Below are 26,779 nucleotides of genomic sequence, written 5' to 3'. Positions count from 1 at the left end.
TCAAGCCTCCTTCAGGGATTGCGGCGCCGGATCGGCCATGTCCGCCAGCGGGAAGACGAGACGCACGACGGCGCCCTGCCCGCTTCGCGGAATGTCCAGTTCCAGACGTCCGTTATGGTCTTCCATCACGCGCTTCACGATGGCGAGGCCGAGGCCCGTGCCCTTTTCGCGCGTGGTCATATAGGGTTCGGTCAGGCGTTCGCGATTGGGTGTCGGCCAGCCCAGACCATTGTCGGCGACTTCGATCACGGCATAGCCGTTTGCCTCGGTCAGGCTGACGACGAGCTGTCCCGGGCCGCCGTCCTGATCCATGCGGGTCGAGACGCTCTCGCAGGCATTTTTGAGAATGTTCGCCAGCGCCTGCACGGAAAGGCGGGCATCACACAAGGCATGCACCTGCACGCCGGGATACTCGAACACGATCTCGATATTCGGCGAGGCGACCCGCTGGGTGAAGACCGAAGACTTCACCAGCTCGCCCATCTCGACGCGCTCCACTTTCGGCTGGGGCATGCGGGCAAAGCTGGAGAACTCGTCGACCATGCGGCCGATATCGCTGACCTGGCGCACGATCGTGTCGGTGCAGCGGTCGAAGGTCTCGACGTCGGAGGTGATCTCGTCGCGATATTTGCGCCGGATCCGCTCGGCCGACAGCTGGATCGGGGTGAGCGGGTTCTTGATCTCGTGGGCGATGCGCCGCGCAACCTCGCGCCAGGCCGCATTGCGCTGTGCAGTCACCAGGCGTGTCACATCGTCGAATGTGATGACCAGGCCGGCCTCCTCGTCCATCGAGGCTCGCGCTGTCAGGTGACGGATCTGGTCGTCCGGCGCGTTAAGATCGATCTGCGCCTCGGCGACAGCACCCGGACGGCGGCGCGCTTCCGTGGCGATCCCGGCCAGCTCCGGCGTGACTTCATCAATGCCGACACCGATCAGATCGTCCGTTCCCGGCGCCAGCATGGAAATCGCCGAGCGGTTGATCAGCGTGATCCGGTTATCCTTGTCCAGACCGATCACACCGGCCCGCACCCCGGCGAGAATCGCCTCGATAAAGGCGCGGCGCTGTTCGGATTCGGCATGGGCTTCGATCAGTTCACGCCGCTGGCTGCGCAATTGCCGTGTCATCCGGTTGAAAGCCCGGGCAAGCGCGGCGATCTCGTCATCCTCGCGCCCCATCTGGACGCGCGCATCGAGGTCGCCGCGACGCACACGCTCGGCAGCCCCGACCAGGCGCGAGATCGGCGTGACCACCCGGGTCGCCGCCGACAGGGCCAGCCAGATCGAGCCGATCACGATCAGCACTGCGACCTCGAAATAGAGGAAGTAGAACGACCCCCGGACGCGGCTTTCCTGATTGCCCGCATCGCGCAATTCATTGCGCGCCTGCGCCATCTCGCGGAACAGATCGATATTCACCGGATAGGAGACGAAGAGATAGGCGTCCGGATAGGCATCCAGACGGTAGAGGAGCCGCATCACATCGACGGCTTCGGCAGACGAGCTGGGCGTGGACACCGCGACATCGCCGTCATTGGCATAGTCGTAAAGCACCTGCGACGGCGCGACATAGTCCTCGTTTTCCCGGAAACGCGTGCGGGCCAGCAGGGTACCGCGGCCATCGACGATATAGGCCGCCGCAAGCCGTCGTGCTGCGGCCTGGTTGTTGAGATAGGTGATGTACTGGATCCGCGATGTGGTGAAAGCCTCGACCGAACCGTCCTGGCTGAGATCGGTGGCCATGCTTTCCACATGACCCGACGCTGTGGCCGCTTCTCGCTCATAGAAATCGAACGCGACATCTTCCAGCCGGTCGACCAGTGTGGCGATCCGGTCGTCGAACCACAGGTCCACACCCCGCGTAATAACAAAGCCCAAGAAGATAGCGGCGAGGACCGCCGGCGTGGCCGCGGCGATCGAGAACAGCGCCACGAAGCGCAGATGCAGGCGCGGCGTCGGCTCGCCGAAGCGGCGCGCCCTCACCCGTCGCACAAAGCGCAGCACGACGACGCCGGCGAGGCCGAATAGAAGCACGAGATTACCGACGAGAATACCGAGCGCGATCCGGTTATTGGCGCCGGTCAGCCCGCCTTCGTTCAGCAGGATGAAGGCGGCCACGCCCAGAAGGCTGAGCGAAACCAGAAAGCCCGCACCGAACAGTGCCGCCGAGCGCGGGGAAATGTTCCGGATCAGAGTGTTCCTGGACGCGTTCGGCAAATCAGCCTCACATGCTTCAAGAGAGCAAGCTTACTCCTGCGTTGCACGAAATCAACACAGTGCCGCACCCGCAACAGTTAGCCTGTTCCCTCGTCTGTTCCGTCCAGCTCGGACAGTCGCCGCGCCAGCGTGTTACGGTTTAGCCCGAGCAGGTCGGCTGCCCGCGACCGGTTGCCACTACAGCGGTTGAGCGCCTGGGTGAACAGGGCTCGCTCCAGCGCGTCGACCGCACTCTGGCGCGCATCCGGCCGCGACAGGGCCAGCGCGGCCAGGGCATTGGCATGGACAGCAATATCCTCGCTCGCATTGGCACCGTCGGCATTGAGCGCTTGGGCGACATCGTCCAGTGCAGCCACCCGGCCCCGTGTTGCGAGCGCCAGGCGCGACAGCACCGAGCGCAGCTCGACGACATTGCCGGTCCAGGGCGAGTTCACGAGATAGTCGACGGCCTCCTTGGACAGGCGCACCGGGTCCTGTTTGTCGCGGCGGGCAAACTGGCCGAGGAAGGCTTCGCACAGGGCGGGGATATCGCTGCGCCGTTCGCGAAGTGGCGGCACGGTGATGACGCATTCGGAAAGCCGGGCTGCCAGCCGGTTGTCGATGGGATTGGACGGTGCCTGCGATACCGTGGCGATGACACGGCCAGCGCCCCCGTCCAGCGCATCGCGCGCCGCACGCTGCTGTTCCGCGCTCCATTCCTCCAGACGCAGCCAGACCACCTGACGGGCAGCCTGGGTAGAGCTGAAAATATCGGTCGCCGTGTTGGAGGGCGTAACGACGACGGCATCCTCGGAGGCTACACCGCGGGCGCGCAGCAGGGCTTCGGCCGCCTGGCGCTTGCCGACACCGGGCTCGCCCGTGATCATGACATGGGCTTGGCTGGTGGCGGCCCGGGCGATGGCCTTGAAGGCCGACTGCATCGCGACGGATTGGCCGATGAAGCCCGTCGGCTCATCGGTCGAGCGCGATTGCTGGCCGGCTCGCTTGTCGCCCAGCGCCGCCGCGACGGCCGAGATCATATCATCCAGGTCGAAGGGTTTGGGCAGGTATTCGAACACACCGCCCTTGGCGGCATTGATCGCGGTAGAAGCGGTGGCCTGGGCGCTCATCACAATGACCGGCATCTGAGGGCGTAGCCGGGCCACCATGCCGAGATTATCCAGAAAATTCGTTCCGTCCAGCAGAACGTCGGCCAGCAGGAGATCGCCCTCGCCATTGCGGATCCAGCCCAGTGCGGTATCCGGCGAGGCCGTCGCGCGTACCTGGTAGCCCGCCGAGCCCAGCGCCCGGGAGAGGATGAGTTTCAGGCTTTCATCGTCTTCGAGAAGCAGGATGCGCGCGCTCACTATGTTTCCTCCCTGGCGACCGGCAGGCGCAGGTTGAAACCCGTCCGTCCCGGTTCGCTTTCATAGTCCAGCTGGCCGTCATGCAGCGCGGCGATGCGCGCGGCGAAAGCCAGCCCCAGCCCCTCGCCCGCCGGCTTGGTGGTGACGAAGGGGGTAAAGATACCCGCGCCCAGCGCATCGGGGATGCCCGGACCATTATCCCGCACGACAAGGACCAGCGGCGTCGGATTCGCGCCGGTACGGCTGCGTGGTCCCGTATCGAAGCGTGTTTCGACCCGGATTTTCGGATCCGGCATGTCGCGCACCGCATCCAGCGCGTTCTGCAGAAGGTTGAGCACGACCTGCAGCAGGAGATCCCGGTCGCCATCGACCGGCGGCAGCGAGGGATCGAAATCCTCTTTCAGGATCGGTCTGACGCGCGGTTCGGCCCGCACAATGCTCTCCATCGCATCCATGGCCAGGTGATTGAGATTGACCTCGCCACGCTCACCCAGACGGATATCCCCCACCCGGCTCCAGTGATTGGCCAGGCGGGTGATGCGGTCGACATCCTGGATGATGAGCTGGGCGAGCTCGGCGGAGGCCTCGATATTGCTCTCACGCCGGATCAGCTGCGCAGCACCACGCACACTGGCGAGCGGGTTCTTGAGTTCGTGCGCCAGCATGCGGCCGAAGCCCAGAGCCGGCGCCTGGGAGGCCTTGGCGCCCGGTTCCCGGTGCGGCAGCACGGACAGCGTCACTGAAGACGTCTCGTCGGACCAGCGCGCATGCAGGTCGAACGGTCCGCCGGGACCGAGCGCACAGCCCAGCGCGACCACGGTTCTGCGGGTTGCGCAGGCCTGATCGACAATCTCGGCCAGATTGGCGCAGACCGGCGACTGGGTGCCGAAATCGCCCTTCCGCAGGTGGCGGGCCGACAGGCCCAGCCATTCCTCAGCCTGGGTATTGGCCCAGGTGAAGCGGGCATCTTCGGAGAATTGCAGCAAGGGGATCGCCGCCATTTCGGCAGCGGGTTCGGCCGGCGATGTCGGGGCCGCGGGTCCGTTCATGCGACGGCCCGTTTTTCCGGCACGGCCAGCCGGGCCAGGACATCGTGGATCGCCGCGGCATCCGTCGAACGGCACAGCGTGGCTTTCAGCCCCGAGAGCCAATCCGGATCGCATCCCTCCGCTTGCGCCTCGACATCAACAAAGGAGGCGAAGTGCTTGCGCATCATGCGAATTCCAAGCTCGCCGCCATAATGATCGAGCGACATGTCGAACTGTGCGGCCAGCGCCGGCAGCTTGTCGGCCCAGGGCGTTTCGACGGGCTTGCCCAGCAGCGCAGCGCCGATCTCGCCGACCAGCCAGGGCCGTCCCTGCGCGGCGCGGCCGATCATCGCTGCATCGGCGCCGGAGGCCGCCATGGCCTTGCGGGCATCCTCGGCGGTATGGATATCGCCATTGACGATCAGCGGGATGGAGACCGCCTCCTTCACCGGACGCACCGCCGACCAGTCGGCCTCGCCCTTGTAGAATTGCTGGCGTGTACGCCCGTGCACCGTCACCAGCTGGATACCGGCATCCTCGGCCCGGCGCGCCAGTTCCGGTGCGTTGATACTGTCATGATCCCAGCCCAGGCGCATTTTCAGCGTCACCGGCACGCTGGACGCGGCGACAGTCGCCTCGATCAGGGTCAGCGCATGATCGAGATCCCGCATCAGGGCCGAACCGGAGAGGCCCTTGGTCACCTGGCGGGCGGGACAACCCATATTGATATCGACGATATCGGCCCCGGCATCGACGGCGATTTTCGCGCCTTCCGCCATCCAGTGTGCCTCACGCCCGGCCAGCTGGATCACGCAGGGCGACAGGGACGCGTCCAGCGCCGCCTTGCGCACCATGTCGACCCGGCCGCGGGCCAGCGCATCGCTGGCGACCATTTCCGACACGACCATGCCCGCCCCGAAACGCTGCGCCTGGCAGCGGAAAGGCAGGTCTGTCACGCCCGACATGGGCGCCAGAATGGCCGGAACGGTGATCCGGTGGGGACCGATCGAGAAGTGCATGCGTCTGGACAAATCCTGAAGGGGCATCGTAAGCCCGTCAGGCTAGCGATTATGCTGCGCTGCGGCAATGCATGAGGGTGCCGGATGACAATCGATGCCATCATCGTGGCTGCGGGACGCGGCGAACGCGCCGGCGGCGGTATTCCCAAGCAATTCAGGTCTCTGGCCGGCCGCAGCGTGCTGGCGCGGACGCTGGACGCGCTTGCCGGCCATGCTGCAATCCGCCGGGTCATTGTGGTCGTCAATCCACAGGATACGGATCATGTCGAAGCCGTGCGCGGGGAAACCGCCCGCAGTTTCACAACGGTGCCCGGCGGAGCCACCCGGACCGATAGCGTCCGGGCCGGGCTGGCGGCGCTGGCGGACGCCCCCCCCGATGCGGTGATGATCCATGACGCTGCCCGCCCCTTCCTGTCCGCCGCATTGATCGATCGCCTCGCCGGGGCGCTGGACCGGCACGACGCCGTGATCCCCGCCCTGCCCGCGACCGATGCGCTGATGCGGGTGATGACCGATGGCATGATTGCCGAACCGGTCGACCGGGCGGTCGTGCGCGCTGCTCAGACGCCGCAGGCTTTCCGCTTCGATGCGCTGAGCGTCGCCTATGCGCGGCTGGGCGGCGGCGGACTGGCGGATGATGCCGCAGTGATCCTGGCTGCGGGCGGCCAGGTCCACACCGTCGAGGGCGATGCAGACAATTTCAAACTGACCATGCCGGCAGATTTCCGGCGCGCGGAGGCGATGCTGATGGGCGAGACGATCACGGTGAGCGGCCAGGGTTTCGACGTGCACCGTCTGGAGCCGGCCGAAACGATGTGGCTGTGCGGTGTGGAATTGCATGAAGGCCTGGGTCTGGTGGGTCACTCGGACGCCGATGCAGGGCTGCATGCCGTCACCGATGCGGTGCTGGGCTGTGCCGGCGCCGGCGATATCGGCCAGCACTTCCCGCCCTCCGACCCGAAATGGAAAGGCGCGGCGTCCGATGCTTTTCTCCTGCATGCGCTGGAGCTCCTCCGGCAAGCCGGCGGCGAGGTCATCCATGCCGATGTCACGCTGATCGCTGAACGGCCCAAGATCGGGCCCTATCGCGAGGCAATGCGGACCCGGCTGGCGCAGCTCCTGCGACTCGATCCAAAGCGCGTCAACATCAAGGCCACCACGACGGAAAAACTCGGCTTCACCGGGCGCGGCGAAGGCCTCGCCGCCCAGGCCATCGTCACCGCGAGACTGTCATGATCTTCAACCACTCCCTCGTCGACCAGGCGGAAACCCTGCTGGAGCGGGCGCGCACTGCCGGCGTGATGATCGCCACGGCGGAAAGCTGCACCGGCGGACTTGTCGCTGCCCTGCTGACCGAAATCCCGGGCTCGTCGGATGTGGTGGATCGCGGCTTCGTGACCTATTCCAACGCCGCCAAGACCGAGATGCTGGGTATTCCGGCGCGGGTCATCGAGGCGCAGGGGGCCGTATCCGACGAGGTCGCGCGCCGCATGGCCGAGGAAGCGCTGCTGCGCTCGAATGCCGATATCGCCGTGTCAATCACAGGCGTGGCCGGCCCGGGCGGATCGGAGCGCAAGCCGGCCGGCCTGGTACATTTCGCCCTCGCCCGCCGCGATGGCGCGACGATCACCGAGGTCCATCGGTTTGGCGATCGCGGCCGTGATGCGGTGCGGCTGGCCAGCGTGGCCACCGCGCTCGACCTGTTATCGCAGGGCGTCGATTTCTTCGGATAAGTCCCTGGACGGGTTGCCCGTCCGGGTAAAGCGACGCTCGGCCTCGGTGGAGAATTTCTGCACCAGGATGCGGCCTGCCCGCTCGCGATTGGTCTCCAGCAGCATCTGCAGGATCGGGTTCTTGAACGCCGCCCGGATCGAGAATTCCACCAGGGTGGACCCGTCCGACAATTCCCGGAAACGCCAGGCGTTTTCCAGCACGCGGAAAGGCCCGGCGACAAAGCTGACATCAATCGAGCGGCGCGAGGCGTCGGCGATCACCCGCGAGGTGAAGCGTTCCGAGACGAATTTATAGCGCACACGCGCTTCCGCCGTCAGCTCGGTCAGTGGGCCGTCGCGCGCTTCGTTGAGCACGCGCATCGCGGTGATCTGCTCGATGAATCTGGGATAGGTGCGCACATCCATCACCAGATCGAATAGATCGTCCGGTGCATGGAACAGCCGCAGGCGTTCGCGGGTCTCGACGGTCACGCCGGCCCCGTCAGCCGCGCGCCAGCATGGCGTCGCGCGCCTCGCGGAGCTTGCGGAAATCATCGCCGGCATGGTGGCTCGACCGGGTCAGCGGTGTTGCGGAGACCATCAGGAAGCCCTTGGCGCGGGCGATCGTCTCATAGGCCTTGAACTCGTCCGGCGTCACGAACCGATCGACGGCGGCGTGCTTGCGTGTCGGCTGGAGATACTGGCCGATGGTCAAAAAATCGATGCCGGCGGAGCGCATATCGTCCATCACCTGCATCACTTCTTCCTTGGTCTCGCCCAGGCCGACCATGATTCCTGACTTGGTGAATTGTGCCGGATCGCGCTCCTTCACCCGCTCCAGCAGACGCAGGGAGTGGTAATAGCGCGCCCCCGGGCGGATCGAGAGATAGAGCCGCGGCACGGTTTCCAGATTGTGGTTGAACACATCCGGTTTGGCGTCGATGACGCGCTCGGCCGCACCCGGCTTGCGCAGGAAGTCCGGGGTAAGGATCTCGATCGTCGTGCCCGGCGTCTCACGTCGGATCGCCTCGATCACATCAACGAAATGCTGCGCACCGCCATCATCGAGATCGTCCCGGTCGACCGATGTGATGACGACGTGATTGAGCCCCATCTGGGCCGTCGCCTCGGCGACACGGCGGGCCTCGTCATGGTCGACCGGACCCGGCAGGCCCGTCTTCACATTGCAGAAGGAGCAGGCCCGGGTGCAGGTATCGCCCAGGATCATGAAAGTGGCGTGCTTCTGTTCCCAGCACTCGCCGATATTGGGGCAGCCGGCTTCCTCGCACACGGTGACGAGACCGCCCTTCTTCACGATCTCCTGCGTCTCCGAGAAGGTCTTGCCCAGCGGCGCCTTCACGCGAATCCAGTCCGGCTTGCGCAGGACGGGCGTATCGGCTCGCTTCTGCTTTTCCGGGTGACGGGCAGCGCGGACGTCGGACGCGGCGCTGCGCGCCGTATTGTCGATCAGATTGGCCATGCCCAGCACATAAGCCCGTGCGCGGTTTCCATCAAGTTGAGCCTGCGGTTCCGGATGTATGAGGCCCGGCAACAACGACCAGCGAGTCCGCGCGGCGGTGTGCTGGGCGGATATCGCTGGTGAGAGATTTTACCATGCTGAAATGCTGATATTTTTTGTCTTTTCGTATTTAAAAGATTGCCATTGCCTTGCCGGGCCGTTAACGAGTTGTGCCTACGTGTATTGTGCCAAGGGGGGCAACCATGAAGCGTTTCTTGCTGGCAGGCGCCGGTTTTAGCTTAGCCGCATCTCTGTTTTCGACTGACGCCTATGCGCAGTCTGATTCCGAGCTCCGTCGACAACTCCAGGAAGCGCAGCAGCGCATCCGTCAGCTTGAAGGTCGCATGAATGCCGACCTTCCGCCGGCCAGCGCCGATGGTCAGTGCTTCTCCCGCGTTCTGGTGCCGCCGCCGCCGCAGACCCTTACCGAGACGGTCGTGCTGCAGGCCGAGCGTACCGAGACCTTCATCATCCCGGCTCAGTACGAGACGGTTTCCGAACGGGTCGTTCTTGAAGAGGAACGCGTGGTTCGCCGTGTCATCCCGGCGCAGTACGAGACCGTGACCGAACAGGTGATGATCGCTCCGGAGCGTGTCGAAACGCGCATCATTCCGGCGCAATACCGCACCGTCACCGAGACCATCACGATCGAAGAAGCCCATATCGAGCCGGTGGTCATTCCTGCCGAGTACGAGACCTACACGGAACAGGTCCTCGTCCGCGAAGCCTACACCACCTGGCAGCCGTCCCAGCCGCTGTTCGCAGCAGCTGATACCGATGCTCCGAATGCGTCGGCCTACGCCCGGCAGAATTTCTCCGCGTCCGATTTGCGCGAGCTTCCGACGGGCGAAATCCTTTGCCGCGTCGAAGTGCCTGCCGAATACGAGACCGTGACCCGGACCCGTCTGGTGACGCCGGAACGTATCGTCTACCGTACGGCCAATGGCGGCACGTCGGACACGCCGGTTACGCTTCCCGGTCGCACTTCGACCGTCACGCGTCAGGAACTGGTGACGCCGGAGCAGGTTGTCGAAGACGTCATTCCGGCTCAGTACGAGACCGTGACGCGCACGGTTCTGGTCGAACCTGAGCGCGTCGTCGAGGACGTCATTCCGGCGCGCTTCGAAACGGTATCGGCAGAGCGCATTGTCTCGCCGGCCCGCGAGGAAACCCGCGTGATCCCGGCAGTCACCGAAACCGTGACACGGACCGTCTTCAACGGTGAAAGCGGTCTCGACTGGCGCGAAGTGCTTTGCGAGATCAACACCACTCCGGAGGCGATCCGCCAGATCCAGATTGGCCTGCGTGATGCTGGCTACAACCCGGGTCCGATCGACGGCATCTTCGATATGCTGACCTATGATGCCATGGTTGCCTACCAGGAAGCCAATGGTCTGCCGACCGGTCAGCTGACGCGTGTGTTCGTTGAGCACCTGGGTGTTCCGTGGGCTCCGCTGACGGTGAACTTCTACCCGAATTCGGGCGTGCAATAACCACGAGGGATCGGCTGCGGGCGAATACTCGCCCGCAGCCGCCCAACTCGCATGACACAAATGATCGCCCGTATCCTCGCCTGCCTTCTTCTTGCGGGCCTCGCAGGACCAGTGGCGCTCAGCGATACCCCGCCGGGCATTACGACCGCCTACTTCAGGGCTGACTGGTGCGGGAATTGCCGCCTACTCGACCCGGTCTGGGAAGATGTGCGTGGCCGTTCGACACAGAACGATAGTTTTGTCACGCATACCGTACTCGACATGACGGCCTCCGCAGCGCGTTATGACGCCAGTGTCATGACCCTTCTGGATATGCGGCTGGGGCCTGTCTACAACCGGTATGCCGGCCTGACCGGGCTCATCTTCATTGCCGCATCGGACACGGGTGAGCTTGTTGACTGCTTCACCCGGCTGGATACCGCGTCGGGCATGCTTCAAAGGCTGGAAGCAGCACAGCGTATGGTGGCAACGCATCCGCCCGGTGAGCGCCCCGACCCTGTCGGCGAGCGATGCCCTCCCCCGCTTCGGATCCCGCCCGGCGGATGACACCGGAAAGACGTGCCGGTCGTACTGGCGGAACACGTCCGGGGAAAGCGGCACTCTGTGACCCTCACCCAGCACGAAACTCTCCACGGGCCGGTCGAGCTTTTTGCCGGTGTCCCCGCAGATGGCCACGCCGGAGCCTGATGCTGTCACCCACCAGGCGCGGACGAGCTCCGCACGCTCCCGGGCACAAGGAGCTGAGCTCATGCGGAAACCGTCTGCGAGCATAGGTGCATCTGGGAGGGTGGGGATAAGTTCTAGCGCTTTTCTCTCTCCGCCGTCATCCCCCGGCCTGTCCGGGGGACCTCAGCCATCGTGTCGGCGGGGACAAGCCCCTCGCATTACAGCGAAATCGCCCCCCGGCGAGCGCAGGTCCCCCGGACAAGCCGGGGGATGACGACGGGTTGGGGTGGGTGAGTGAGGCGGGGATAAGTGCGAGATCGCGGGTACCGTGCCTCACGAACCGGGCCCTGACTGAAGCCCGCGCCCGCGAAAGCGGGTGTCAGGGTGACGGTGTTTGTGGGGGCGTTGACACCCCCTCTCCCCGACCGGGGAGAGGAATCAAAGGTGAGGGGCGGCCGCGCAGCGGTCCACTCAGGACTCTTTGCAGCGCTGCCGCGAGCGCCTCATCTGCCCTGCGTGCACAGTCTCCCCAGACGGGAGAAGGACGTGACGCACCCCTACTCCGGCTTGCGGCAGATCAGGAAGAGGGCCTTGGAACGTTTGGGCCACCAATCGTATTCGATCCGGAAGCCCGCAGCTTTCATACCCTCGCGGACGCGGCGGGCCTTGAGCACTTTCACATGCGGGGCCAGGCCGAAGAGCTGCATGAGCGGGATGATCGGCACCAGAAACCACAGCCCGTCGGCAATGCACACCGTGCTGCTAACGAAGACCCCGCCGGGCTTGAGCAGGCGGAAGGCCCGGGCGATGGCGGCATCGGGGTCCTGCATGAGGTGGATGATGGACAGGCCGAGCACGGCGTCGAAGCTTTCCGGTTCGGCATCCAGCTCGTCGAAATTCGCACGCTGGAAGGTGATGTTCTGCAGACCGGCCTCGCGGGCGCGTTCACGGCCGAAATTGAGCATTTCATCGGAAATATCGGTGGCCAGATAGTGCTTTACATGGGGCGCGTGCAGCACGGCGGTCCCCCCCGTGCCGCAGCCGAACTCCAGCACCTCGCTGTCGGGCGTGAGATACTCCCGCGTCTTTTCCAGCTTGTGCTCATAGGCCGCCTCGTCGCCGATCGGCGACTTGAAGTATTTTTTCGCCGTGCGGTCCCAAAAGCGCTGGTTGCGGTCCATCGATTCAATCCCCTGTTTGTCAGCCACCATGTACCCATACGCAAATCGGATATAAATCTGCAAATCCCTGCAGCTGATATACAAAAACCGATGAACTGGACGAGTATCGCCTTTGACTGGAACCAGGTCCGCGCCTTTCTGGCGACGGTGGAGGAAGGATCATTTTCCGCCGCAGCGCGTGCGCTGGGTCAGACCCAGCCGACCCTGTCACGCCAGATCACGGCGCTGGAGGAGGCTCTGGGTGTCACCCTGTTCGAGCGCGGTCCGCGCGGCATGCGGCCGACCGGCGCTGCACAGGAGTTGGTCGAACACGTCCGCGCCATGGGCGAGGCCGCCCAGCGCATCTCACTGACGGCGTCCGGTCAGGCCAACTCCGTGGAGGGTTTTGTCTCGATCACATCGACCGACCTTGTGGCGACCTATTTCCTGCCGCCTGCGCTGGAACGCCTGCGCACCATCGCGCCGAAACTGCAGATCGAGATCATCGCCTCGAACACGGTGCGCGATCTGACCAAGCGCGAGGCGGATATCGCGATCCGGCACGGCCGTCCGGACCAGCCGGACCTGATCGCGCGGCTTTTGGGCGAGACCAGTGCGCATCTGTATGCCGCGCCGGCCTTTCTCGACCGGGTGGGCCGGCCGCAAACGGCCGAAGAGGTCAGCCGGCTCGACTTCGTCGGCTTCGAGCGCGATCCGCGCATTCTGGAGTTCCTGAGGGAGCTGGGGCTCGATCTCACACCGGAGAGTTTCCGTGTCACCTCGGAGAGCGGCCCGGCCTATCTCGCCCTGATCCGCCAAGGTTTCGGCATCGGCGTGATAACGCGCGACATGATCGGTTTCTGTCCCGATCTGGAGCCGGTCTTTCCGGCCCTGCCCCACATCCCGGTCCCGGTCTGGCTGGTCACTCATCGCGAGCTCAATACCAGCCGCAAGATCCGGCTGGTCTATGACACGCTGGCCGAGGAGCTGGGCAAGCTGTGGCGGTGAACCCGCAATAAAAAACGGGCGGCGCCAGCGGCACCGCCCGTCTCTTTGAAATCGGATCGCTCCGAAAACCCTTAGCGCTTCGAGAACTGGAAGCTGCGGCGGGCCTTCTTGCGGCCGTACTTCTTACGCTCGACCACGCGGCTGTCGCGGGTCAGGAAGCCATTGGCTTTCAGGACCGTGCGCAGGCCCGGTTCGAACATCGTCAGCGCCTTGGAGATACCGTGACGCACGGCACCGGCCTGACCGGACAGGCCGCCGCCAACAACGGTGGCGACAATGTCGAACTCGTCCTTGCGCTCGGCGGTTTCCAGCGGCTGTTGCAGCAGCATGCGCAGAACCGGGCGGGCGAAATACTGTTCCTGGTCCTTGCCGTTCACAGTGATCTTGCCATTGCCGCGCTTGATCCAGACGCGGGCGACCGCGTTCTTGCGCTTGCCGGTCGCGTAGGCGCGGCCGTGTTCGTCGATCTTGGGCTCGGCCGGGACAGACTCTTCAGTCGCGACGGCGCCGGTATCGGCGTCCTTCATGACGTCTTTCAGGTCTTCGAGCGAGCGGGCTTCGTCACTCATATCAGCCTCGCGTATTCTTGGTGTTCATGGACTTGAAGTCGACCACTTCCGGCTGTTGGGCCTCGTGCTTGTGGTCGGCACCGGCGTAGACGCGCAGGTTCGAGAACTGCTGACGTGCCAGCGGGCTGTCTTTCGGCAGCATGCGCTGAACGGCCTTCTCGACGACGCGCTCAGGAAAACGGCCGTCCAGCAGCTTCGCCGGGCTGGTTTCCTTGATGCCGCCGGGGTGACCGGTGTGCCAGTAGTAACGCTTGTCGTCGCGCTTGCGGCCGGTGAACACGACCTTGTCGGCGTTCACGACGATCACATTGTCGCCCATGTCGACATGCGGGGTGTAGTCCGGACGGTGCTTGCCGCGAAGACGCGTCGCGATGTAGGCAGCCAGACGGCCGACAACGGCGCCTTCTGCATCGATCACGACCCACTTCTTCTCGACATCCGCCGGTTTCACGGAATAGGTCTTCATAACTCTCTCGCCTTTGGCCGGTTGGCCCCGGTTTGAATTCGAGCGCGCCGTTTAGAGGTGAAATGCGATCCGGTCAAGCCTGGGCGGAATTCCGCGTTGAATTTTATACACCTGCGCATACGGTTAAATAATACCACATATATCGAATGCGTCATTTTTCCGTCGTGAACCCGTTGTATTGCCACACTAAATTACACCCTCCTCTGAACGTCCGGAGTTGTTCGATGTCCCTGTCCCGCCGCAATTTCCTGAAATCCGCCACAGCGACCTCCGTCGCCTTCGCCGGACTGCCGGCGCTGGCCGGCTGTGCGCGCGCTGACGGGATCACCCAGCCCTGGCTGAACCAGATTGAGGGCTTTGGCGAGCTGGTTGCCGATCCGGCCGGCCTGTTCGACCTGCCCGAAGGCTTCACCTATGAGGTCATCTCGACCGTCGGCGATGCCATGACCGACGGTCTGGTCGCGCCGGGCGATTTCGACGGCATGGCGTGTTTCACCCGCGCGGACGGCAAATGGGTCCTGGTGCGCAATCACGAACTCACACCGGACGACATCGGGAAGTCGGCCTTCGGACCTGATGCCGCCGGACTGGACCTGATCGATCGCGACAAGGTGCATGACTGGACCGATGACGGCGCCCCGCATTTGGGCGGCACCAGCCATCTCGTCGTCGATCCGGAAACCCTGGAAGTGACCGAGCAATACATGTCACTGGCCGGCACGATCAATAATTGCGCCGGCGGTGCGACGCCCTGGGGCAGCTGGATCACCTGCGAGGAGACCGAGTGGCAGGCCGGCGGCGATGCCCAGGTCGACCATGGCTATTGCTTTGAAGTGCCCGCAGATGCGACGGGCCTGGTAACGCCGGTGCCGATCATCGGTATGGGCCGTTTCCGTCACGAGGCGATTGCCGTCGATCCGGCTTCGGGCTGCGTCTACCAGACCGAGGATCGCCGGGGCCTGGCACTCTTCTACCGATACATCCCGGATGTGCCGGGCGAGCTGGCCCGCGGCGGCCGGCTGCAGGCGCTGGCCGTGCGCGGCCAGCCGGGTCTGGATACGCGCAACTGGACGGGCAACGCCCTGCCGGTCGGCGACTGGGTCGAGGTGGAATGGGTCGATGTCGCCGATGTCGAGAACCCGGACAATGACCTGGCCGAGCGCGGCCATGCCGATGGCGCCGCCATGTTCACCCGCGGCGAAGGTCTGTGGTGGGGCGAAGGCGAGTGCTATTTCGCCTGCACCGATGGCGGTCCGGCCCGGCTGGGCCAGATCTTCCGCTACCAGCCCAGCCCCTTCGAAGGCACCGAGCGCGAAGCGGAACAGCCCGGGCGCCTGCAGCTCTTCGTGCAATCGGACGATGCACGCGTGATGGAGAAATGCGACAACGTCTGCGTGGCGCCCTGGGGCGATCTGATCGTCGTGGAAGATGGCGACGAGGATCAATACATCCGCGGCGTGACGCCCGAAGGCCGCGTGTATACGATCGGCCGGAATGCCGATGCGGCCCCCGATGGCGAAAAGAGCGAGATTTGCGGTCCATGTTTCAGTTCCGACGGTTCGACCCTGTTCTTCAACGTGCAACGCAATCCCGGCCGCACTTTCGCGGTTCGCGGTCCCTGGGCCGAGCGCTCGCTCTAGGCGCCAGCCTGCTGGCCCTGGCTGCTTGCGGCCAGACGGGCGAGGACGCGGCTGAGGCGCCGGACGCGACAAGCGGTCCGGAGACACTGGAAGTGCTGGTCACGGCGGCTTTCACCGGCGTGGAAGGCGGCGCCAGCGCCCTCGCCTTCCTGCCGGATGGCGATGCCCCCTCGCTCGGCCTGGTGATCTCGGCGCCGCGCGAAGGCGGTCTGGACATCTTCAATCTGGACGGTGAGCTGCAGCGGCGTCATGCCGGTGCCCGCCTGACCGGTCTGGCGACTGCCCCGGGCTTCCAGCTGCGCGGGGAAGACCTGCCGCTGGTCTTCGGGGCCTCGCCCGACAATGGTGCCGTGTTCGGCTATGCCATCGTGCGCAATGGCACCCAGGTCCTTGATCTGCCGCTGGGCGAAACCGGGACGGATTCCGGTGTGGCCGGCCTGTGCCTGCTGCGTGAAGGCGCCGGATTTGTCGAACTCGTCGTGCTGGAAACCGGTGCGAACGCGACTGTCTGGCGCGTCCGCGACGCCGGTGGCGACACGCTGTCGGTGGAAGAGATGCGCAGCTTCCCGCTGCCGGCCCCGGCCCGCCAGTGCGCCGTGTTCGACGGCGAGATATACACTGCCAGTCCGGCCGCCGGCGTAACCCGCCTGTCGTCCGAGGGCACGGTTCTGGCTGAAGCCAATATTCCCGCCTCCGGCATCGCCGTGGGTGAGTTCTCTGGTACGCGCCTGCTGCTGACCACCGACGGGGCCGGCGAAACCGTGCGCAGCTTCGACGGCCGCACGCTGGAAGAGCGCGATGCGATCGATGTCGTCGACGGCCTGTCCACACCGGGCATCGGCCGCCCGGGGGCAATTGCCGTGTCGCCGGCCGATTACGGTTTCACCGCCTATTCCAACGGCATGCTGTCGATCTTTGACCAGGCCGATCAGCGTGTGAAAGTGATCTCCCGCGATGCCTTCTCACGCGCTGTGATCACCGGCAGCAATCCGGTCAGCCCGTCAACCGACAGCGAGGCGGGCTAACCGGCCCGCCGCGCCGTCCAGGCGGCGCACAGTGTCGCAATGAAGAGCAGGACGGCGCCCAGCTGGTGCGCCAGCGACAGGCCCAGGGGCACAACCGCCAGCAGGGCGGCGATGCCCAGGGCGATCTGGCCGACGACCAGGGCCGGCAGGATCACCATGAAGGGTTTCAGCGACACACGCGGTTCACGCCAGATCGTTATCGAGTAGGCGAAGACCGCCAGCGCCACGAGATAGCCTGTCCAGCGGTGATGCATCTGCACCGCCGCATGGCTCTCGAAAATCGCCGGGACGAAACTCATTCCGCCCAGATAGCCGTCCGGGATCAGATCGCCATTCATCAGCGGCCAGGTGTTGTAAATGCGGCCCGCATCCAGTCCCGCCACGAAAGCGCCCAGTATGATCTGCAGGAAGACTAGGGCCAGCAGCGCAAAGGACACGCCGCCAAGGGTGCCGCGGCGCAGGGGCGGCGGTCCGAAACGGGCTTCCAGCGACAGCCAGACCGAATAACCCAGGATGATGAAGGCCATGCCCAGATGCGTGGCGAGCCGGTACTGGCTGACATCCAGCCGGTCGACCAGCCCGCTGGCGACCATCCACCAGCCGATCGCGCCCTGGGCGCCGCCCATACACAAAAGCAGGAAGAGGCGCGGCTTGAGCCGGGCGCTGAGATGGCCGCGCAGCCAGAAGAAGACGAAGGGCACGGCGAAGACGAGGCCGATCAGCCGTCCCAGCTGGCGATGCCCCCACTCCCACCAGAAGATGAACTCGAACTCCGCCAGCGTCATGGAGGCGTTCTGTTCCTGGAATTCGGTGGTGCGCTGATAGAGGCGGAATTCCTCTTCCCAGTCGGACTGGGTGAGCGGCGGGATGGCACCGGAGATCGGCTTCCATTCGGTGATCGACAGGCCGCTGTCGGTCAGGCGGGTCGTGCCGCCGACAATGATCATGCCGACAACCATGAGAGCGACGATGAGCAGCCAGTTGGAAACGGCGCGACTGGTGGTACTCGTATGGTAGGCCATGGAACCTCCGCTGCGCGGTAACTACCGCAATCGGCGAAGGGGGCAAGGCCCGGGGCGCAGCTTCAGGCTTGCGCATCTGAGAATGCACTCGCACATCGAACGCTGACGCGCCATTGTGTCGCAGACAGAACCAAAAAGACGAAGCAAGACGGGGGACGAACAGCATGACGGACGCGACGGTCATAATCCTGGGGGCCGGCCAGGCCGGCGGACAGTGCGCCGCGAGCCTGAGACGCTCCGGTTTCGACGGGCGTATCCTGCTCGCCGGCAGTGAGCCGCACCCGCCCTATCAGCGTCCGCCCCTGTCCAAGGCCTATCTGGCCGGCGAGATCGGCGAGGACCGGCTCTGGCTGCAACCGCCGGAGGTCTGGGCCGACCAGAAGGTCGACCTGCGCCTGGGCATTACTGCGACGGCCATCGACCGGGACGCAAAAACCGTCAGCTTCGACGACGGCTCAACGGAAACCTATACCCATCTCGTCATCGCCACGGGGTCGCGCGTGCGCCCCCTGCCCGTCCCCGGCGCCGACCTGGATGGCGTGCGCTATCTGCGCACCATTGCCGATATCGACGTGCTGAAGACCGATTTCCAGCCGGGCAAGAGGATCGCGATTGTCGGCGGCGGCTATATCGGTCTGGAAGCGGCTTCGGTGGCGAAGAAGCTGGGTGCGGAACCGGTTGTCATCGAGGCGATGGATCGCCTCCTGGCGCGGGTCGCGGTGCCCGAATTGTCAGCTTTCTATCTGGACGCCCACCGCACGCGCGGTGTGGCGGTCGAACTGTCCGCCCAGGTCGAGGCCATCGAGGGCAGCCAGGGCCGCGCCGATGCCGTGCTGCTGGCCGATGGACGCGAAATCGCCTGCGACAGCGTGCTGGTCGGCATTGGCGTCCTGCCCAATCAGGAACTCGCCTCTGCGGCGGGGCTGACCACAGGAAACGGCGTCAGTGTCGACAGTGAATGCCGTACTTCGGATCCGGCGATTTTCGCGATCGGCGATTGTGCCGAACAGGAAAACTGGCTGACAGGCACACGGGTCCGGCTGGAATCCGTGCCCAATGCGCTCGACCAGGCCAAGCATGCGGCCGCTTCGATCTGCGGCTCACCGGCGCCGAAGCCGGAAGTCCCCTGGTTCTGGTCCGACCAGTTCGAGCTGAAACTGCAGACCGCCGGCGTGATCGGCCGGCAGGACACGACGCTGCAGCGACGCCCGGCCGATCCGGCTGCCGGTCACTTCACCCTGTTCCATCTCAAGGACGGCGTGCTCATCGCGGCGGACTGCGTCAATGACGCCCATGGCTTCATGGCCGCCAAGATGATGATCGCCCAGCGCGCCAAACCGGACCTGGACGATCTGGTCAATCCGGATGTGCCGATGAAGGATGTGATGAAGGCGGCCCTCGCCCGCTAGACGGCGAACGGCCGGAGCAGAGGAGATCGATATGGCTAAAGCACTGGGAATTGGCGGCGTTTTCTTCCGCGCCAAGGATCCGAAAGCCCTCGCGGCATGGTATTCAACGCATCTGGGGATCAATCCGGCGCCGACCGATATGGCGATGACGCCCTGGGTTTCCGGCAAGGGTGTGACCGTTTTCGCGCCGTTCGCGGCCGACACCGAGTATTTCCCGGCAGACCGCGCCTTCATGCTGAACTTCCGTGTCGATGACATGGATGGCCTGCTCGCAGCCCTAAGCGAAGCGGGTATTGAGGTATCGAACGAGCAAAGCATGCCGGAACTGGGCCGCTTTGCCCGCATCCATGACCCGGAAGGCAATCCGGTCGAGCTCTGGGAGCCCGCTGCCGGCAGCTAAAGACCGGCCTGGAATTCAAAGAAAAATGGTCGGAGCGGCGAGATTCGAACTCGCGACCCCCGGTCCCCCAGACCGGTGCGCTAACCGGGCTGCGCCACGCTCCGACACTCACTTTTGGACAGGCGGACCCGTCCGATGGGGAGGCCGGTTATAGGGTGAGGCGAAACCGGCTGCAACCAGCCTGTCAGCGGAAAATGCAATCGGTGCGGCTTACGGCTCGATGGCCGATTTCAGCTTGGCACGGGCGTTCTCGAGATCGGCGATGATGTCGTGCAGCTGGCGCTGCGGCCCGTCGGCCGGGCGCGGCGTGGCCGGTACCGGCTGGGCCGGTGTTTCAATGTCGGCGGCATCCACCGCCATCGGGCCGGTCTCCACCACGCCGGCGCCGAGATCCATCACGGACGAAACGCCATTATCCTTGAGGAATTTGCGGGCGCCCTTGATGGTGAAACCGTCTTCATAGAGCAGGCGCTTGATGCCGCGCAGGAGCTGCAGGTCCTGCGGCCGGTAGAAGCGGCGTCCGCCAGCACGCTTGAGCGGACTGATCTGGGGAAACTTGCTCTCCCAGAAACGCAGGACGTGCGCAGGCACATCCAGCTCCTCGGCGGCTTCGGAGATAGTCCGGAAGGCTTCCGGCGATTTCTTGCTGACCGACATGTGTTACCGCGCCAGCGCCGCCCTGCCCGATCGGATCAATCCTTGGACAGGGAGGAGTCGACGCGCTCCTTGAGAACTTGCGACGGTTTGAACACCAGAACGCGGCGGGCATCGATCGGGACTTCCACACCGGTCTTGGGATTGCGGCCCACCCGGCCGCGCTTGTCACGCAGCAGGAAGGAGCCGAAGGATGAGAGTTTGACGCTCTCGCCCGCGGCCAGCGTATCCGAGATCATGCCGAGTACGGATTGAACGAGATCGGCTGATTCCTGCCGCGACAATCCGACTTCCTGGTACACGGCTTCCGCCAGATCTGCTCGCGTTAAAGTTTTGTCCGACATAACCATCCCCACATAGATGAGCACAGGCTACGCCTGCTTACCCCGGAAGGTCAACGCCAAGGCCTTGGTTCAACGGAATAAACACGACGATTTCGCGCTAGAAGCGCGCCAGAACCGCGCCCCAGGTGAAACCGCCGCCCAGAGCCTCCATCAAAACGAGATCGCCACGCTTGATCCGGCCGTCCTGGACCGCCCGGTCAAAGGCAAGCGGAACAGAGGCGGCCGAGGTATTGCCGTGATCGGCCACGGTGGAGATCACTTTTTCGGTCGGGATCGACAATTTTCGCGCGACGCCTTCCAATATCCGTTGATTGGCCTGGTGCGGCACGAACCAGTCGACCTCCTCGATCGGGATACCGGCCCGGCCGGCGATCGTCGTCATCGACTCGGCGATATTGGTGACGGCATGGCGGAAGACCTGGTTGCCGACCATGCGCAGATGGCCCACTGAGCCGGTGGAGGACGGGCCGCCATCGACATGGAGCAGATCCTTGAAGCGGCCATCCGAGCGCAGATAGGTCGCGAGGATGCCGTCTGCGCCATCGGTGCCGGCCGCTTCGCCGGCCGTCAGCACCATCGCCCCCGCCCCGTCGCCGAACAGCACGCAGGTCGAACGGTCGGTCCAGTCGAGAATGCGGGACATCGTCTCGGCGCCGACGACGAGCGCCGTTTCCGCCTGTCCGCGCGCGATCATGTTGTCGGCGACCGAAATTGCGTAGACAAAGCCGGTACACACCGCCTGCACGTCGAAGGCCGCGCCCTTCGTGGCTCCCAGCCGCGCCTGCAGCATGGTGCCGACCGAGGGGAAGGTGAAATCCGGCGTTGTGGTTGCCACGACGATCAGGTCGACATCGCCTGCCGTCAGCCCGGCATCATCCAGCGCCCGGCGGCAGGCCTGCTCTGCCAGATCCGCCGTCGTCACGCCCTCAGGTGCAATATGACGCTGACGGATGCCGGTGCGTTCGCGGATCCAGCTGTCGCTGGTGTCCACCATTGCAGAAAGGTCTTCATTGGAGAGAATCTGGTCGGGCAGATAGCTCCCGATACCGGCAATACGCGCAAGTCGGTCGGTCATGAGGCCGCAGCGACACCCTGTTCTTCGGATTGGGCGAACTTGTCGAGATTCTTGCGGATCTCGGACATGAAATCACTCTGGGCCATGACATAGGCGAGGCCCAGCGCGGAGGCGAAGCCTTCGCCATCGGCACCGCCATGGCTCTTCACCACGATACCCTTGAGACCCAGCAGCACGCCGCCATTGATATAGCGCGGATCCATGCGCTGGCGCAGCCGGTCGAGCGCACCGAGCGAGAGGAGGCCGGCGGCAACCTTGCTGATCAGGGAGCTGGTCAGCGCCTCGCGTACCCAGCCCGCCACCAGCCGCGCCGTGCCCTCGGCGGTCTTCAGGGCGATATTGCCCGTGAAGCCGTCCGTCACCACGACGTCAATGCTACCGCCGGAGATATCATTGCCCTCGATGAAGCCCTGATAAGCGATATCGAGACCGGAGGAGCGGATCAGCTGGTCCGCCTCGCGCACGACATCATTCCCCTTGAGTTCTTCCTGGCCGACATTCAGCAGACCCACTGTGGGCGCCTCACCGCCGAACACGGCGCGGTGATAGGCCTCGCCGAGAATCGCGAACTCGACGAGCTGAGTCGCACCGCACTGCACATTGGCGCCGACATCGAGCACAACGGTATGCCCTTTCGGCGTTGGCCAGTTGGCCGAGATCGCCGGGCGATGCACGCCCTTCTTCATGCGCAGAATGACCTTGGAGATCGCCATCAGCGCACCGGTATTGCCGGACGATACAATAGCACCGGCCTCGCCGGCCTTGACCGACTGGATGGCGTTCCACATCGAGGAGCCGCGCGCCCGGCGCACGGCCTCGGACGGTTTGTCGGTCATCTGTACGAGCGTATCAGTGTGCCGCAATTCGCATACGGCAGCGACTTTGGGATTGGCAGCCAGAAGGGGCGCCAGCAAAGCCTCATCGCCGTGCAAGAGGTATTTTGCCTTGCGGTCCGGCCAGCGTTTGAGCGCATGGCCAATACCCTCGACGACCGCCTGGGGACCCAGATCGCCCCCCATGGCGTCAACGGAAATCGTGGGGATAGCTGTCATGAGCCGCGATATTCAATCCTTCGCAAGGGTGGCGTAGCGCCGGGCCCGCGGAACTTAGACCATGCTTGTCGAGATGCAAGACGGCAGGCCTGCTGTCACGCCGCGGGAAAGGCCGGGCGGGCGCCAGCGGCGATCGCTTCGCCACCTTGCTCGCCCAGAGCATGGGCAGCCGAGTTGACGTATAGGGCAAGGCGTTCGGCACGAGAATCAGGCCCCTCCAGCCCGAGAAGATTGCGGGCGAGAACCTGCTGCAATTCCCGGCCTTGATCCCCGGCCCCAAGTGCTGTTTCGAGCGCCTGGGCTCGACCGTAAAACCCTTCCGCCATGAAACGGATCTTCTTGCCGACGGCCGAATCTCCAACGCCCAGTTCGCGCATGGCCGCATCGAAATCGTCGAACATGATGTCAAACAGGGCCTGGCTGACGGCCTTGGCCCGGCTGTCCGGCGGTCTGCGCAGCTCCAGCATGACGAGCGCGGTGTGCAGCACGACAAGCTCGAACCGCCCTTCCAGCGTGTCAGCCACGGCGTCATCGCCATACAGGGCAGGCTGGCGCGCCGCGTCCACAATAGCGCGATAAAGCGTTTCAGCAGTCTTCTTTTCCGGTCTGGATGCAAACAGGCGGCGCAGCATGTGATTGCGGGCTCCCATCAATTCACGCTTGAAGCTAAGCTCACCCTTGGTTAGGTCAAGACACGGCAACAGGGACGCTTTGCGCCCGCCCGTCGTGTGCCAGGGAGTTTTGAAAGTCCATGAAGCGTCACCTCAGCCTTGCCCTTCTGGTTGCCGTCAGTGCTGCCGGCGTATCCGCCTGCAACCCGGTGCTTCGCTCCCACGGCTACCGTTACACGGTCACCGAAGAGCCCAACATCGTTCCGGCCGAGGACACCCGCGACACGGTTCTGGCGCGTCTGGGCAATCCCTCGACCACGGGCACGTTCGAGGACGACACCTGGTATTACATTTCTTCGACCCGCGAGAGCCTGGCCTATCTGCGTCCGGCCACGCGCGATCGCCGCATCATCGCGGTCAGCTTCGACGATGCCGGCACGGTTTCGACGGTGAATGAATACTCGCTGCAGGACGGCCGTATCGTCGCCTATGCCGATCGCGAGACGCCGACCCGTGGCCGCGAGCTGAGCTTCCTGGAACAGCTGCTGGGCAATGTCGGCCGTCTGCCGTCCGAACAATTCGGCGGCGAGCAGAACCTGCCAGGCGGTGCCGGCGGTCCGCGCCGGGACCAGTAACCCGGCCGGAGCATTTTCAGCAAAAGTGGGAACCGGTTTTGCGGTTCGAAAATGCGACCACTCAAAAATCCGAAGCAAGTTCATCTGCCTCGATGACGATGAAATTGCGCTAGACTTTCAGAGGCGATGCCGGCGTCGGCTGCCCCTCCCCGTCCAGCGCCACCATGACATAGCTCGCCTCGCCCACAAGACGGCGCTCGCCGCTCATCAGGTCCTCGGCTTCCGCGCGCACCGCAACCTGCATTGAGGTCCGGCCGACCGACACCACATCCGCGATCACATCCAGAAGCTCACCCTCTCTCGTGGGGGCGATGAAGTCGATCTTGTCGGAAGCGGCCATGCCGACATTGCTGCGCGTATGCCGCGAGGCCGAGATATAGGCTGCACGCCCCATCAGCGACATGGCATTGCCACCGAACAATTGCCCCAGATGATTGGTGTCGCCCGGAAAGACGAGCTGCAGCGTGCGGGCGTAACCGGCCGGGCTGGGCGCGAAGTCCGGACGCGAATCAGGGGCCGGCGGCAGGCGTTCCGGATTGGACTTGCGGTCGGCGGCCACCATGGTGAAAGCGCCGCGGGTGCAGATATGACGCACGCCGGTCAGGAGATTCTCCGCCGCCAGTTCGACATCGACGATCATGGAATGCCGTCCCACCATGCGCACTTGGCCGGTCAACTCGACCAGATCGCCCACATAGGCGGGCGCAACGAAATCCAGCTTGTCGCAGGACGCTGTCACGAAGGGCCGCCTTGCGTGCCGTGCGGCGATGAGGAAAGCGACCTTGTCCATCTCGGCCATCGCCGCACCGCCGAAATAGCTGCCCTGATGATTGGTCTGGTGCGGAAACACCAGATCGGTATGGCGGATTTCGGCGAGATGGGCGGGCTGGGTCATGATCGGCCTCCTGCTGACGGCACGACACTACCGGCCTTCGGACCTTTTCGCATCCGAAGGTGCAGCTACCCGGTCACCGCGATCCACACCCCCTCGCCGACTCGGTCCGTGCCATTGCGGCGTGAATGCAGGCGCAGCCAGGTGAAACGGTCTTCCTGCGGTTCGTCCCAGATATCGATCTCGACGATATAGCCCATGCCGTAGGCGCCGGAATCGCGGTGCCACTCGATGCCCGGATCCGTGTCATCGTGCAGTTCCAGCGGCGGGGCGTTGCGGGCCTCGTGGGGCTGCCAGCCCCTCGGCCAGCCGCCATGCGGGCTGACCTCGATCCGCCAGGGCTCGTCCCAGTGCCAGGCCTCGTCCTGCCAGATGCCATAGCACAGGCGGGCAAGGGTGTCGCCGGCGATCTCGACATGCAGCGCCCGCCCGCCATTCTGGCTCTGCCACAGGCCCTCATAGGGCGCCAGTGCCGCCAAGTCAGGATGGAGGCTGTCGGGCGCCTGCAGGGCGAGGCCCAGAAAGAGGATCGAAACACAGGGCATGCGGGCAGAGTGCCTGTTCCGGGAACGGGCCACCCTCCCCGGTTCAGGGGACACAGCGGCCCATCTGAACAGATCGACATCTGCCGGTCACACTCCGGACGGGGCGGTGCCGCCAAGAAATATCCTCCATGCCGGGTTCCGGCCACAAGTCTGGGGGACTTCATGCTCAACCATCACACCGCGTTCCTGACGCGGATTTCCATTGCGGCCGCGTCCAGCCTGGCCGTTATGTCCGGGGCTGCGCTGGCGCAGGACGCGCCGGATTGCGGCGCCTACCCGCTCGCAGGCGCCGCCGATCCGGCCGCGCTGGGCTGGAGCGGGAGCGATCTGGCAGCGCTGGACGCACGCGCTGAAGAGATCGGCTCGGCCGCGCTGATGATCGTGCAGGGTGGCGAGATCGTGTACAGCCGGGGCGAGATCGAGCGCCCCTTCCTGCTTCACTCCCTGCGCAAATCCGTGATGAGCGCGATGATCGGCGTACTGGTCGACAATGGCGCGATCACGCTGGACACGACGCTCGCCGAACTGGAGATAGACGATCTGGCCGGTCTGACCGAGACCGAGCGCAGCGCGACTGTACGCGACATCATTTCTGCCCGCTCGGGCATCTATATCCCGGCAGCCGCTGAATCACCGGCGATGGCGGAATCCCGGCCGGAGCGTGGCGCCTATGCGCCCGGGGAGCACTGGTATTACAATAATTGGGACTTCAACGTCGCGGGGCACATCTTCGAGCGCGTGTCGCACCGGACCTATAATGGCGCCTTCCAGCGCATGTTCGCAGAACCCCTGTGCATGCAGGACTGGAACGCCTTCGAGTCCTATCGGTTCTACGTGCCCGGAACGGCCTTCTCGGCCTATCACCTGCGCATTTCGGCCCGCGATCTGGCGCTGTTCGGCCAGCTCTTCCTGCAGGAGGGGGCGTGGAATGGCGAACAGCTGATTTCGACCGAGTGGGTCGCCGACAGCACTGCCACCCACTCGCAAACCGGCTGGCCCGGCGCCTGGGGCACCGGATACGGCTATATGTGGTGGAAACCGGGAGATGACGCGACGGCCGAAGCCGCGGGGCTGGCGCCGGACATGTATACCGGTGCCGGTGCGGGCGGACATTATCTGACCGTCATTCCCAGCCGCGACATGGTGATCGTCAACCGGATGAATACCGATGAGCCCGGTACACCGCGCCTGGGCATGACGGGCTATGGCGAATTGCTGGCCGAAATCCTGATGCTCGGCGAGCCGGACTGACCGGCCCGCCTGAACGCCAGACGT

The 26,779-nt window shown here is 64.6% G+C and carries 28 protein-coding genes and 1 tRNA gene; 11 read left to right on the top strand and 18 right to left on the bottom strand.

Annotated elements, in window-relative coordinates; all coding sequences use genetic code 11:
• The 4 genes from ACXAJV_RS11320 to dusB all read right to left on the bottom strand — a co-directional run bounded on the left by ACXAJV_RS11320 (position 1) and on the right by dusB (position 5,607).
• Complete coding sequence (locus ACXAJV_RS11320) at positions 1-2,214, bottom strand: sensor histidine kinase (RefSeq protein ID WP_475085382.1); 2,214 nt, start codon at positions 2,212-2,214, stop codon at positions 1-3.
• A 77-nt stretch (positions 2,215-2,291) separates the two neighbouring features.
• Entirely contained in the window at positions 2,292-3,560 is a 1,269-nt protein-coding gene (locus ACXAJV_RS11315; protein ID WP_475085380.1) for a sigma-54-dependent transcriptional regulator, read from the bottom strand.
• Positions 3,560-4,609, bottom strand: a complete 1,050-nt coding sequence (locus ACXAJV_RS11310; RefSeq protein WP_475085379.1) for a two-component system sensor histidine kinase NtrB — start codon at positions 4,607-4,609, stop codon at positions 3,560-3,562. Before ACXAJV_RS11310 ends, ACXAJV_RS11315 begins: the two co-directional genes overlap by 1 nt.
• The gene (gene dusB, locus ACXAJV_RS11305; RefSeq protein ID WP_475085378.1) at positions 4,606-5,607 is read right to left on the bottom strand and encodes a tRNA dihydrouridine synthase DusB; all 1,002 of its coding nucleotides are present in this window, start codon (positions 5,605-5,607) and stop codon (positions 4,606-4,608) included. Before dusB ends, ACXAJV_RS11310 begins: the two co-directional genes overlap by 4 nt.
• Before the next feature lie 84 nt (positions 5,608-5,691).
• Here dusB and ACXAJV_RS11300 point away from each other — a divergent pair, with 84 nt between their 5' ends.
• Together ACXAJV_RS11300 and ACXAJV_RS11295 are read left to right on the top strand one after the other, a co-directional pair.
• Positions 5,692-6,843, top strand: coding sequence for a bifunctional 2-C-methyl-D-erythritol 4-phosphate cytidylyltransferase/2-C-methyl-D-erythritol 2,4-cyclodiphosphate synthase (locus tag ACXAJV_RS11300; protein WP_475085376.1), 1,152 nt, complete (start codon positions 5,692-5,694; stop codon positions 6,841-6,843).
• Complete coding sequence (locus ACXAJV_RS11295; RefSeq protein WP_475085375.1) at positions 6,840-7,340, top strand: CinA family protein; 501 nt, start codon at positions 6,840-6,842, stop codon at positions 7,338-7,340. Before ACXAJV_RS11300 ends, ACXAJV_RS11295 begins: the two co-directional genes overlap by 4 nt.
• Here ACXAJV_RS11295 and ACXAJV_RS11290 read toward each other — a convergent pair.
• Positions 7,311-7,811 (bottom strand): type II toxin-antitoxin system RatA family toxin, encoded by a 501-nt coding sequence (locus ACXAJV_RS11290; protein ID WP_475085374.1) that lies wholly within the window; start codon positions 7,809-7,811, stop codon positions 7,311-7,313. The two genes, ACXAJV_RS11295 and ACXAJV_RS11290, sit on opposite strands and share 30 nt — an antisense overlap.
• A gap of 10 nt (positions 7,812-7,821) precedes the next feature.
• The gene (gene lipA, locus ACXAJV_RS11285; protein WP_475085372.1) at positions 7,822-8,799 is read right to left on the bottom strand and encodes a lipoyl synthase; all 978 of its coding nucleotides are present in this window, start codon (positions 8,797-8,799) and stop codon (positions 7,822-7,824) included.
• Between the two features lie 383 nt (positions 8,800-9,182).
• Between lipA and ACXAJV_RS11280 the strand changes: the two genes are divergently transcribed.
• Both ACXAJV_RS11280 and ACXAJV_RS11275 read left to right on the top strand, forming a co-directional pair.
• On the top strand, positions 9,183-10,331 hold the full coding sequence (locus ACXAJV_RS11280; protein ID WP_475085371.1) for a peptidoglycan-binding domain-containing protein: 1,149 nt from the start codon (positions 9,183-9,185) through the stop codon (positions 10,329-10,331).
• Between the two features lie 60 nt (positions 10,332-10,391).
• Positions 10,392-10,877: a thioredoxin domain-containing protein gene (locus ACXAJV_RS11275; RefSeq protein WP_475085370.1), complete on the top strand. Its 486-nt coding sequence runs from the start codon at positions 10,392-10,394 to the stop codon at positions 10,875-10,877.
• 677 nt (positions 10,878-11,554) lie between these two features.
• Here ACXAJV_RS11275 and ACXAJV_RS11270 read toward each other — a convergent pair.
• Positions 11,555-12,178: a class I SAM-dependent methyltransferase gene (locus ACXAJV_RS11270; protein WP_475085368.1), complete on the bottom strand. Its 624-nt coding sequence runs from the start codon at positions 12,176-12,178 to the stop codon at positions 11,555-11,557.
• Between the two features lie 90 nt (positions 12,179-12,268).
• On the opposite strand from ACXAJV_RS11270, the gene ACXAJV_RS11265 reads away from it, so the two are divergent.
• A complete protein-coding gene (locus ACXAJV_RS11265) occupies positions 12,269-13,165 on the top strand; it encodes a LysR family transcriptional regulator (RefSeq protein WP_475085366.1) in 897 nt (298 codons plus the stop codon).
• Positions 13,166-13,236: 71 nt separating this feature from the next.
• Here the strand turns inward: ACXAJV_RS11265 and rpsI are convergent, their stop codons facing one another.
• Entirely contained in the window at positions 13,237-13,734 is a 498-nt protein-coding gene (gene rpsI / locus ACXAJV_RS11260; protein ID WP_475085365.1) for a 30S ribosomal protein S9, read from the bottom strand.
• Position 13,735: 1 nt separating this feature from the next.
• Positions 13,736-14,200, bottom strand: a complete 465-nt coding sequence (rplM, locus tag ACXAJV_RS11255) for a 50S ribosomal protein L13 (RefSeq protein ID WP_475085364.1) — start codon at positions 14,198-14,200, stop codon at positions 13,736-13,738.
• 224 nt (positions 14,201-14,424) lie between these two features.
• On the opposite strand from rplM, the gene ACXAJV_RS11250 reads away from it, so the two are divergent.
• On the top strand, positions 14,425-15,840 hold the full coding sequence (locus ACXAJV_RS11250) for an alkaline phosphatase PhoX (protein WP_475085362.1): 1,416 nt from the start codon (positions 14,425-14,427) through the stop codon (positions 15,838-15,840).
• Positions 15,741-16,865: a hypothetical protein gene (locus ACXAJV_RS11245; protein WP_475085463.1), complete on the top strand. Its 1,125-nt coding sequence runs from the start codon at positions 15,741-15,743 to the stop codon at positions 16,863-16,865. The genes ACXAJV_RS11250 and ACXAJV_RS11245 overlap by 100 nt, the downstream gene beginning before the upstream one ends.
• Here the strand turns inward: ACXAJV_RS11245 and ACXAJV_RS11240 are convergent.
• Positions 16,862-17,887 carry a COX15/CtaA family protein gene (locus tag ACXAJV_RS11240; RefSeq protein WP_475085360.1) on the bottom strand — a complete coding sequence of 342 codons (1,026 nt, stop codon included), beginning with the start codon at positions 17,885-17,887 and terminating at the stop codon, positions 16,862-16,864. The genes ACXAJV_RS11245 and ACXAJV_RS11240 overlap by 4 nt on opposite strands.
• Positions 17,888-18,051: 164 nt before the next feature.
• Between ACXAJV_RS11240 and ACXAJV_RS11235 the strand changes: the two genes are divergently transcribed.
• Together ACXAJV_RS11235 and ACXAJV_RS11230 are read left to right on the top strand one after the other, a co-directional pair.
• The gene (locus tag ACXAJV_RS11235; protein ID WP_475085359.1) at positions 18,052-19,296 is read left to right on the top strand and encodes an NAD(P)/FAD-dependent oxidoreductase; all 1,245 of its coding nucleotides are present in this window, start codon (positions 18,052-18,054) and stop codon (positions 19,294-19,296) included.
• 31 nt (positions 19,297-19,327) lie between these two features.
• The gene (locus ACXAJV_RS11230) at positions 19,328-19,696 is read left to right on the top strand and encodes a VOC family protein (RefSeq protein WP_475085358.1); all 369 of its coding nucleotides are present in this window, start codon (positions 19,328-19,330) and stop codon (positions 19,694-19,696) included.
• Positions 19,697-19,722: 26 nt separating this feature from the next.
• Here the strand turns inward: ACXAJV_RS11230 and ACXAJV_RS11225 are convergent.
• The 6 genes from ACXAJV_RS11225 to ACXAJV_RS11200 all read right to left on the bottom strand — a co-directional run bounded on the left by ACXAJV_RS11225 (position 19,723) and on the right by ACXAJV_RS11200 (position 23,453).
• Positions 19,723-19,800 (bottom strand) — tRNA-Pro (locus ACXAJV_RS11225).
• 106 nt (positions 19,801-19,906) lie between these two features.
• A complete protein-coding gene (locus ACXAJV_RS11220; protein ID WP_475085357.1) occupies positions 19,907-20,353 on the bottom strand; it encodes a MerR family transcriptional regulator in 447 nt (148 codons plus the stop codon).
• A 35-nt stretch (positions 20,354-20,388) separates the two neighbouring features.
• A complete protein-coding gene (locus tag ACXAJV_RS11215) occupies positions 20,389-20,694 on the bottom strand; it encodes an integration host factor subunit alpha (protein WP_475085356.1) in 306 nt (101 codons plus the stop codon).
• Positions 20,695-20,791: 97 nt separating this feature from the next.
• Positions 20,792-21,769 carry a beta-ketoacyl-ACP synthase III gene (locus ACXAJV_RS11210; RefSeq protein ID WP_475085355.1) on the bottom strand — a complete coding sequence of 326 codons (978 nt, stop codon included), beginning with the start codon at positions 21,767-21,769 and terminating at the stop codon, positions 20,792-20,794.
• Positions 21,766-22,821, bottom strand: a complete 1,056-nt coding sequence (gene plsX / locus ACXAJV_RS11205) for a phosphate acyltransferase PlsX (RefSeq protein WP_475085354.1) — start codon at positions 22,819-22,821, stop codon at positions 21,766-21,768. Before plsX ends, ACXAJV_RS11210 begins: the two co-directional genes overlap by 4 nt.
• 95 nt (positions 22,822-22,916) lie before the next feature.
• The gene (locus ACXAJV_RS11200; RefSeq protein ID WP_475085352.1) at positions 22,917-23,453 is read right to left on the bottom strand and encodes a ubiquinol-cytochrome C chaperone family protein; all 537 of its coding nucleotides are present in this window, start codon (positions 23,451-23,453) and stop codon (positions 22,917-22,919) included.
• Between the two features lie 119 nt (positions 23,454-23,572).
• Here ACXAJV_RS11200 and ACXAJV_RS11195 point away from each other — a divergent pair, with 119 nt between their 5' ends.
• Positions 23,573-24,067 carry an outer membrane protein assembly factor BamE gene (locus ACXAJV_RS11195; RefSeq protein WP_475085351.1) on the top strand — a complete coding sequence of 165 codons (495 nt, stop codon included), beginning with the start codon at positions 23,573-23,575 and terminating at the stop codon, positions 24,065-24,067.
• Between the two features lie 109 nt (positions 24,068-24,176).
• Here ACXAJV_RS11195 and ACXAJV_RS11190 read toward each other — a convergent pair whose 3' ends face one another.
• Both ACXAJV_RS11190 and ACXAJV_RS11185 read right to left on the bottom strand, forming a co-directional pair.
• Entirely contained in the window at positions 24,177-24,962 is a 786-nt protein-coding gene (locus ACXAJV_RS11190; protein WP_475085350.1) for an acyl-CoA thioesterase, read from the bottom strand.
• A gap of 65 nt (positions 24,963-25,027) precedes the next feature.
• The gene (locus tag ACXAJV_RS11185) at positions 25,028-25,504 is read right to left on the bottom strand and encodes a hypothetical protein (RefSeq protein WP_475085349.1); all 477 of its coding nucleotides are present in this window, start codon (positions 25,502-25,504) and stop codon (positions 25,028-25,030) included.
• Between the two features lie 162 nt (positions 25,505-25,666).
• On the opposite strand from ACXAJV_RS11185, the gene ACXAJV_RS11180 reads away from it, so the two are divergent.
• Positions 25,667-26,755 (top strand): serine hydrolase domain-containing protein, encoded by a 1,089-nt coding sequence (locus tag ACXAJV_RS11180; protein ID WP_475085348.1) that lies wholly within the window; start codon positions 25,667-25,669, stop codon positions 26,753-26,755.
• Positions 26,756-26,779: the final 24 nt, after the last annotated feature.

It is taken from the genome of Maricaulis sp. ABE4_448, from assembly GCF_056160825.1.
This window is presented reverse-complemented; position numbering and strand designations above follow the sequence as displayed.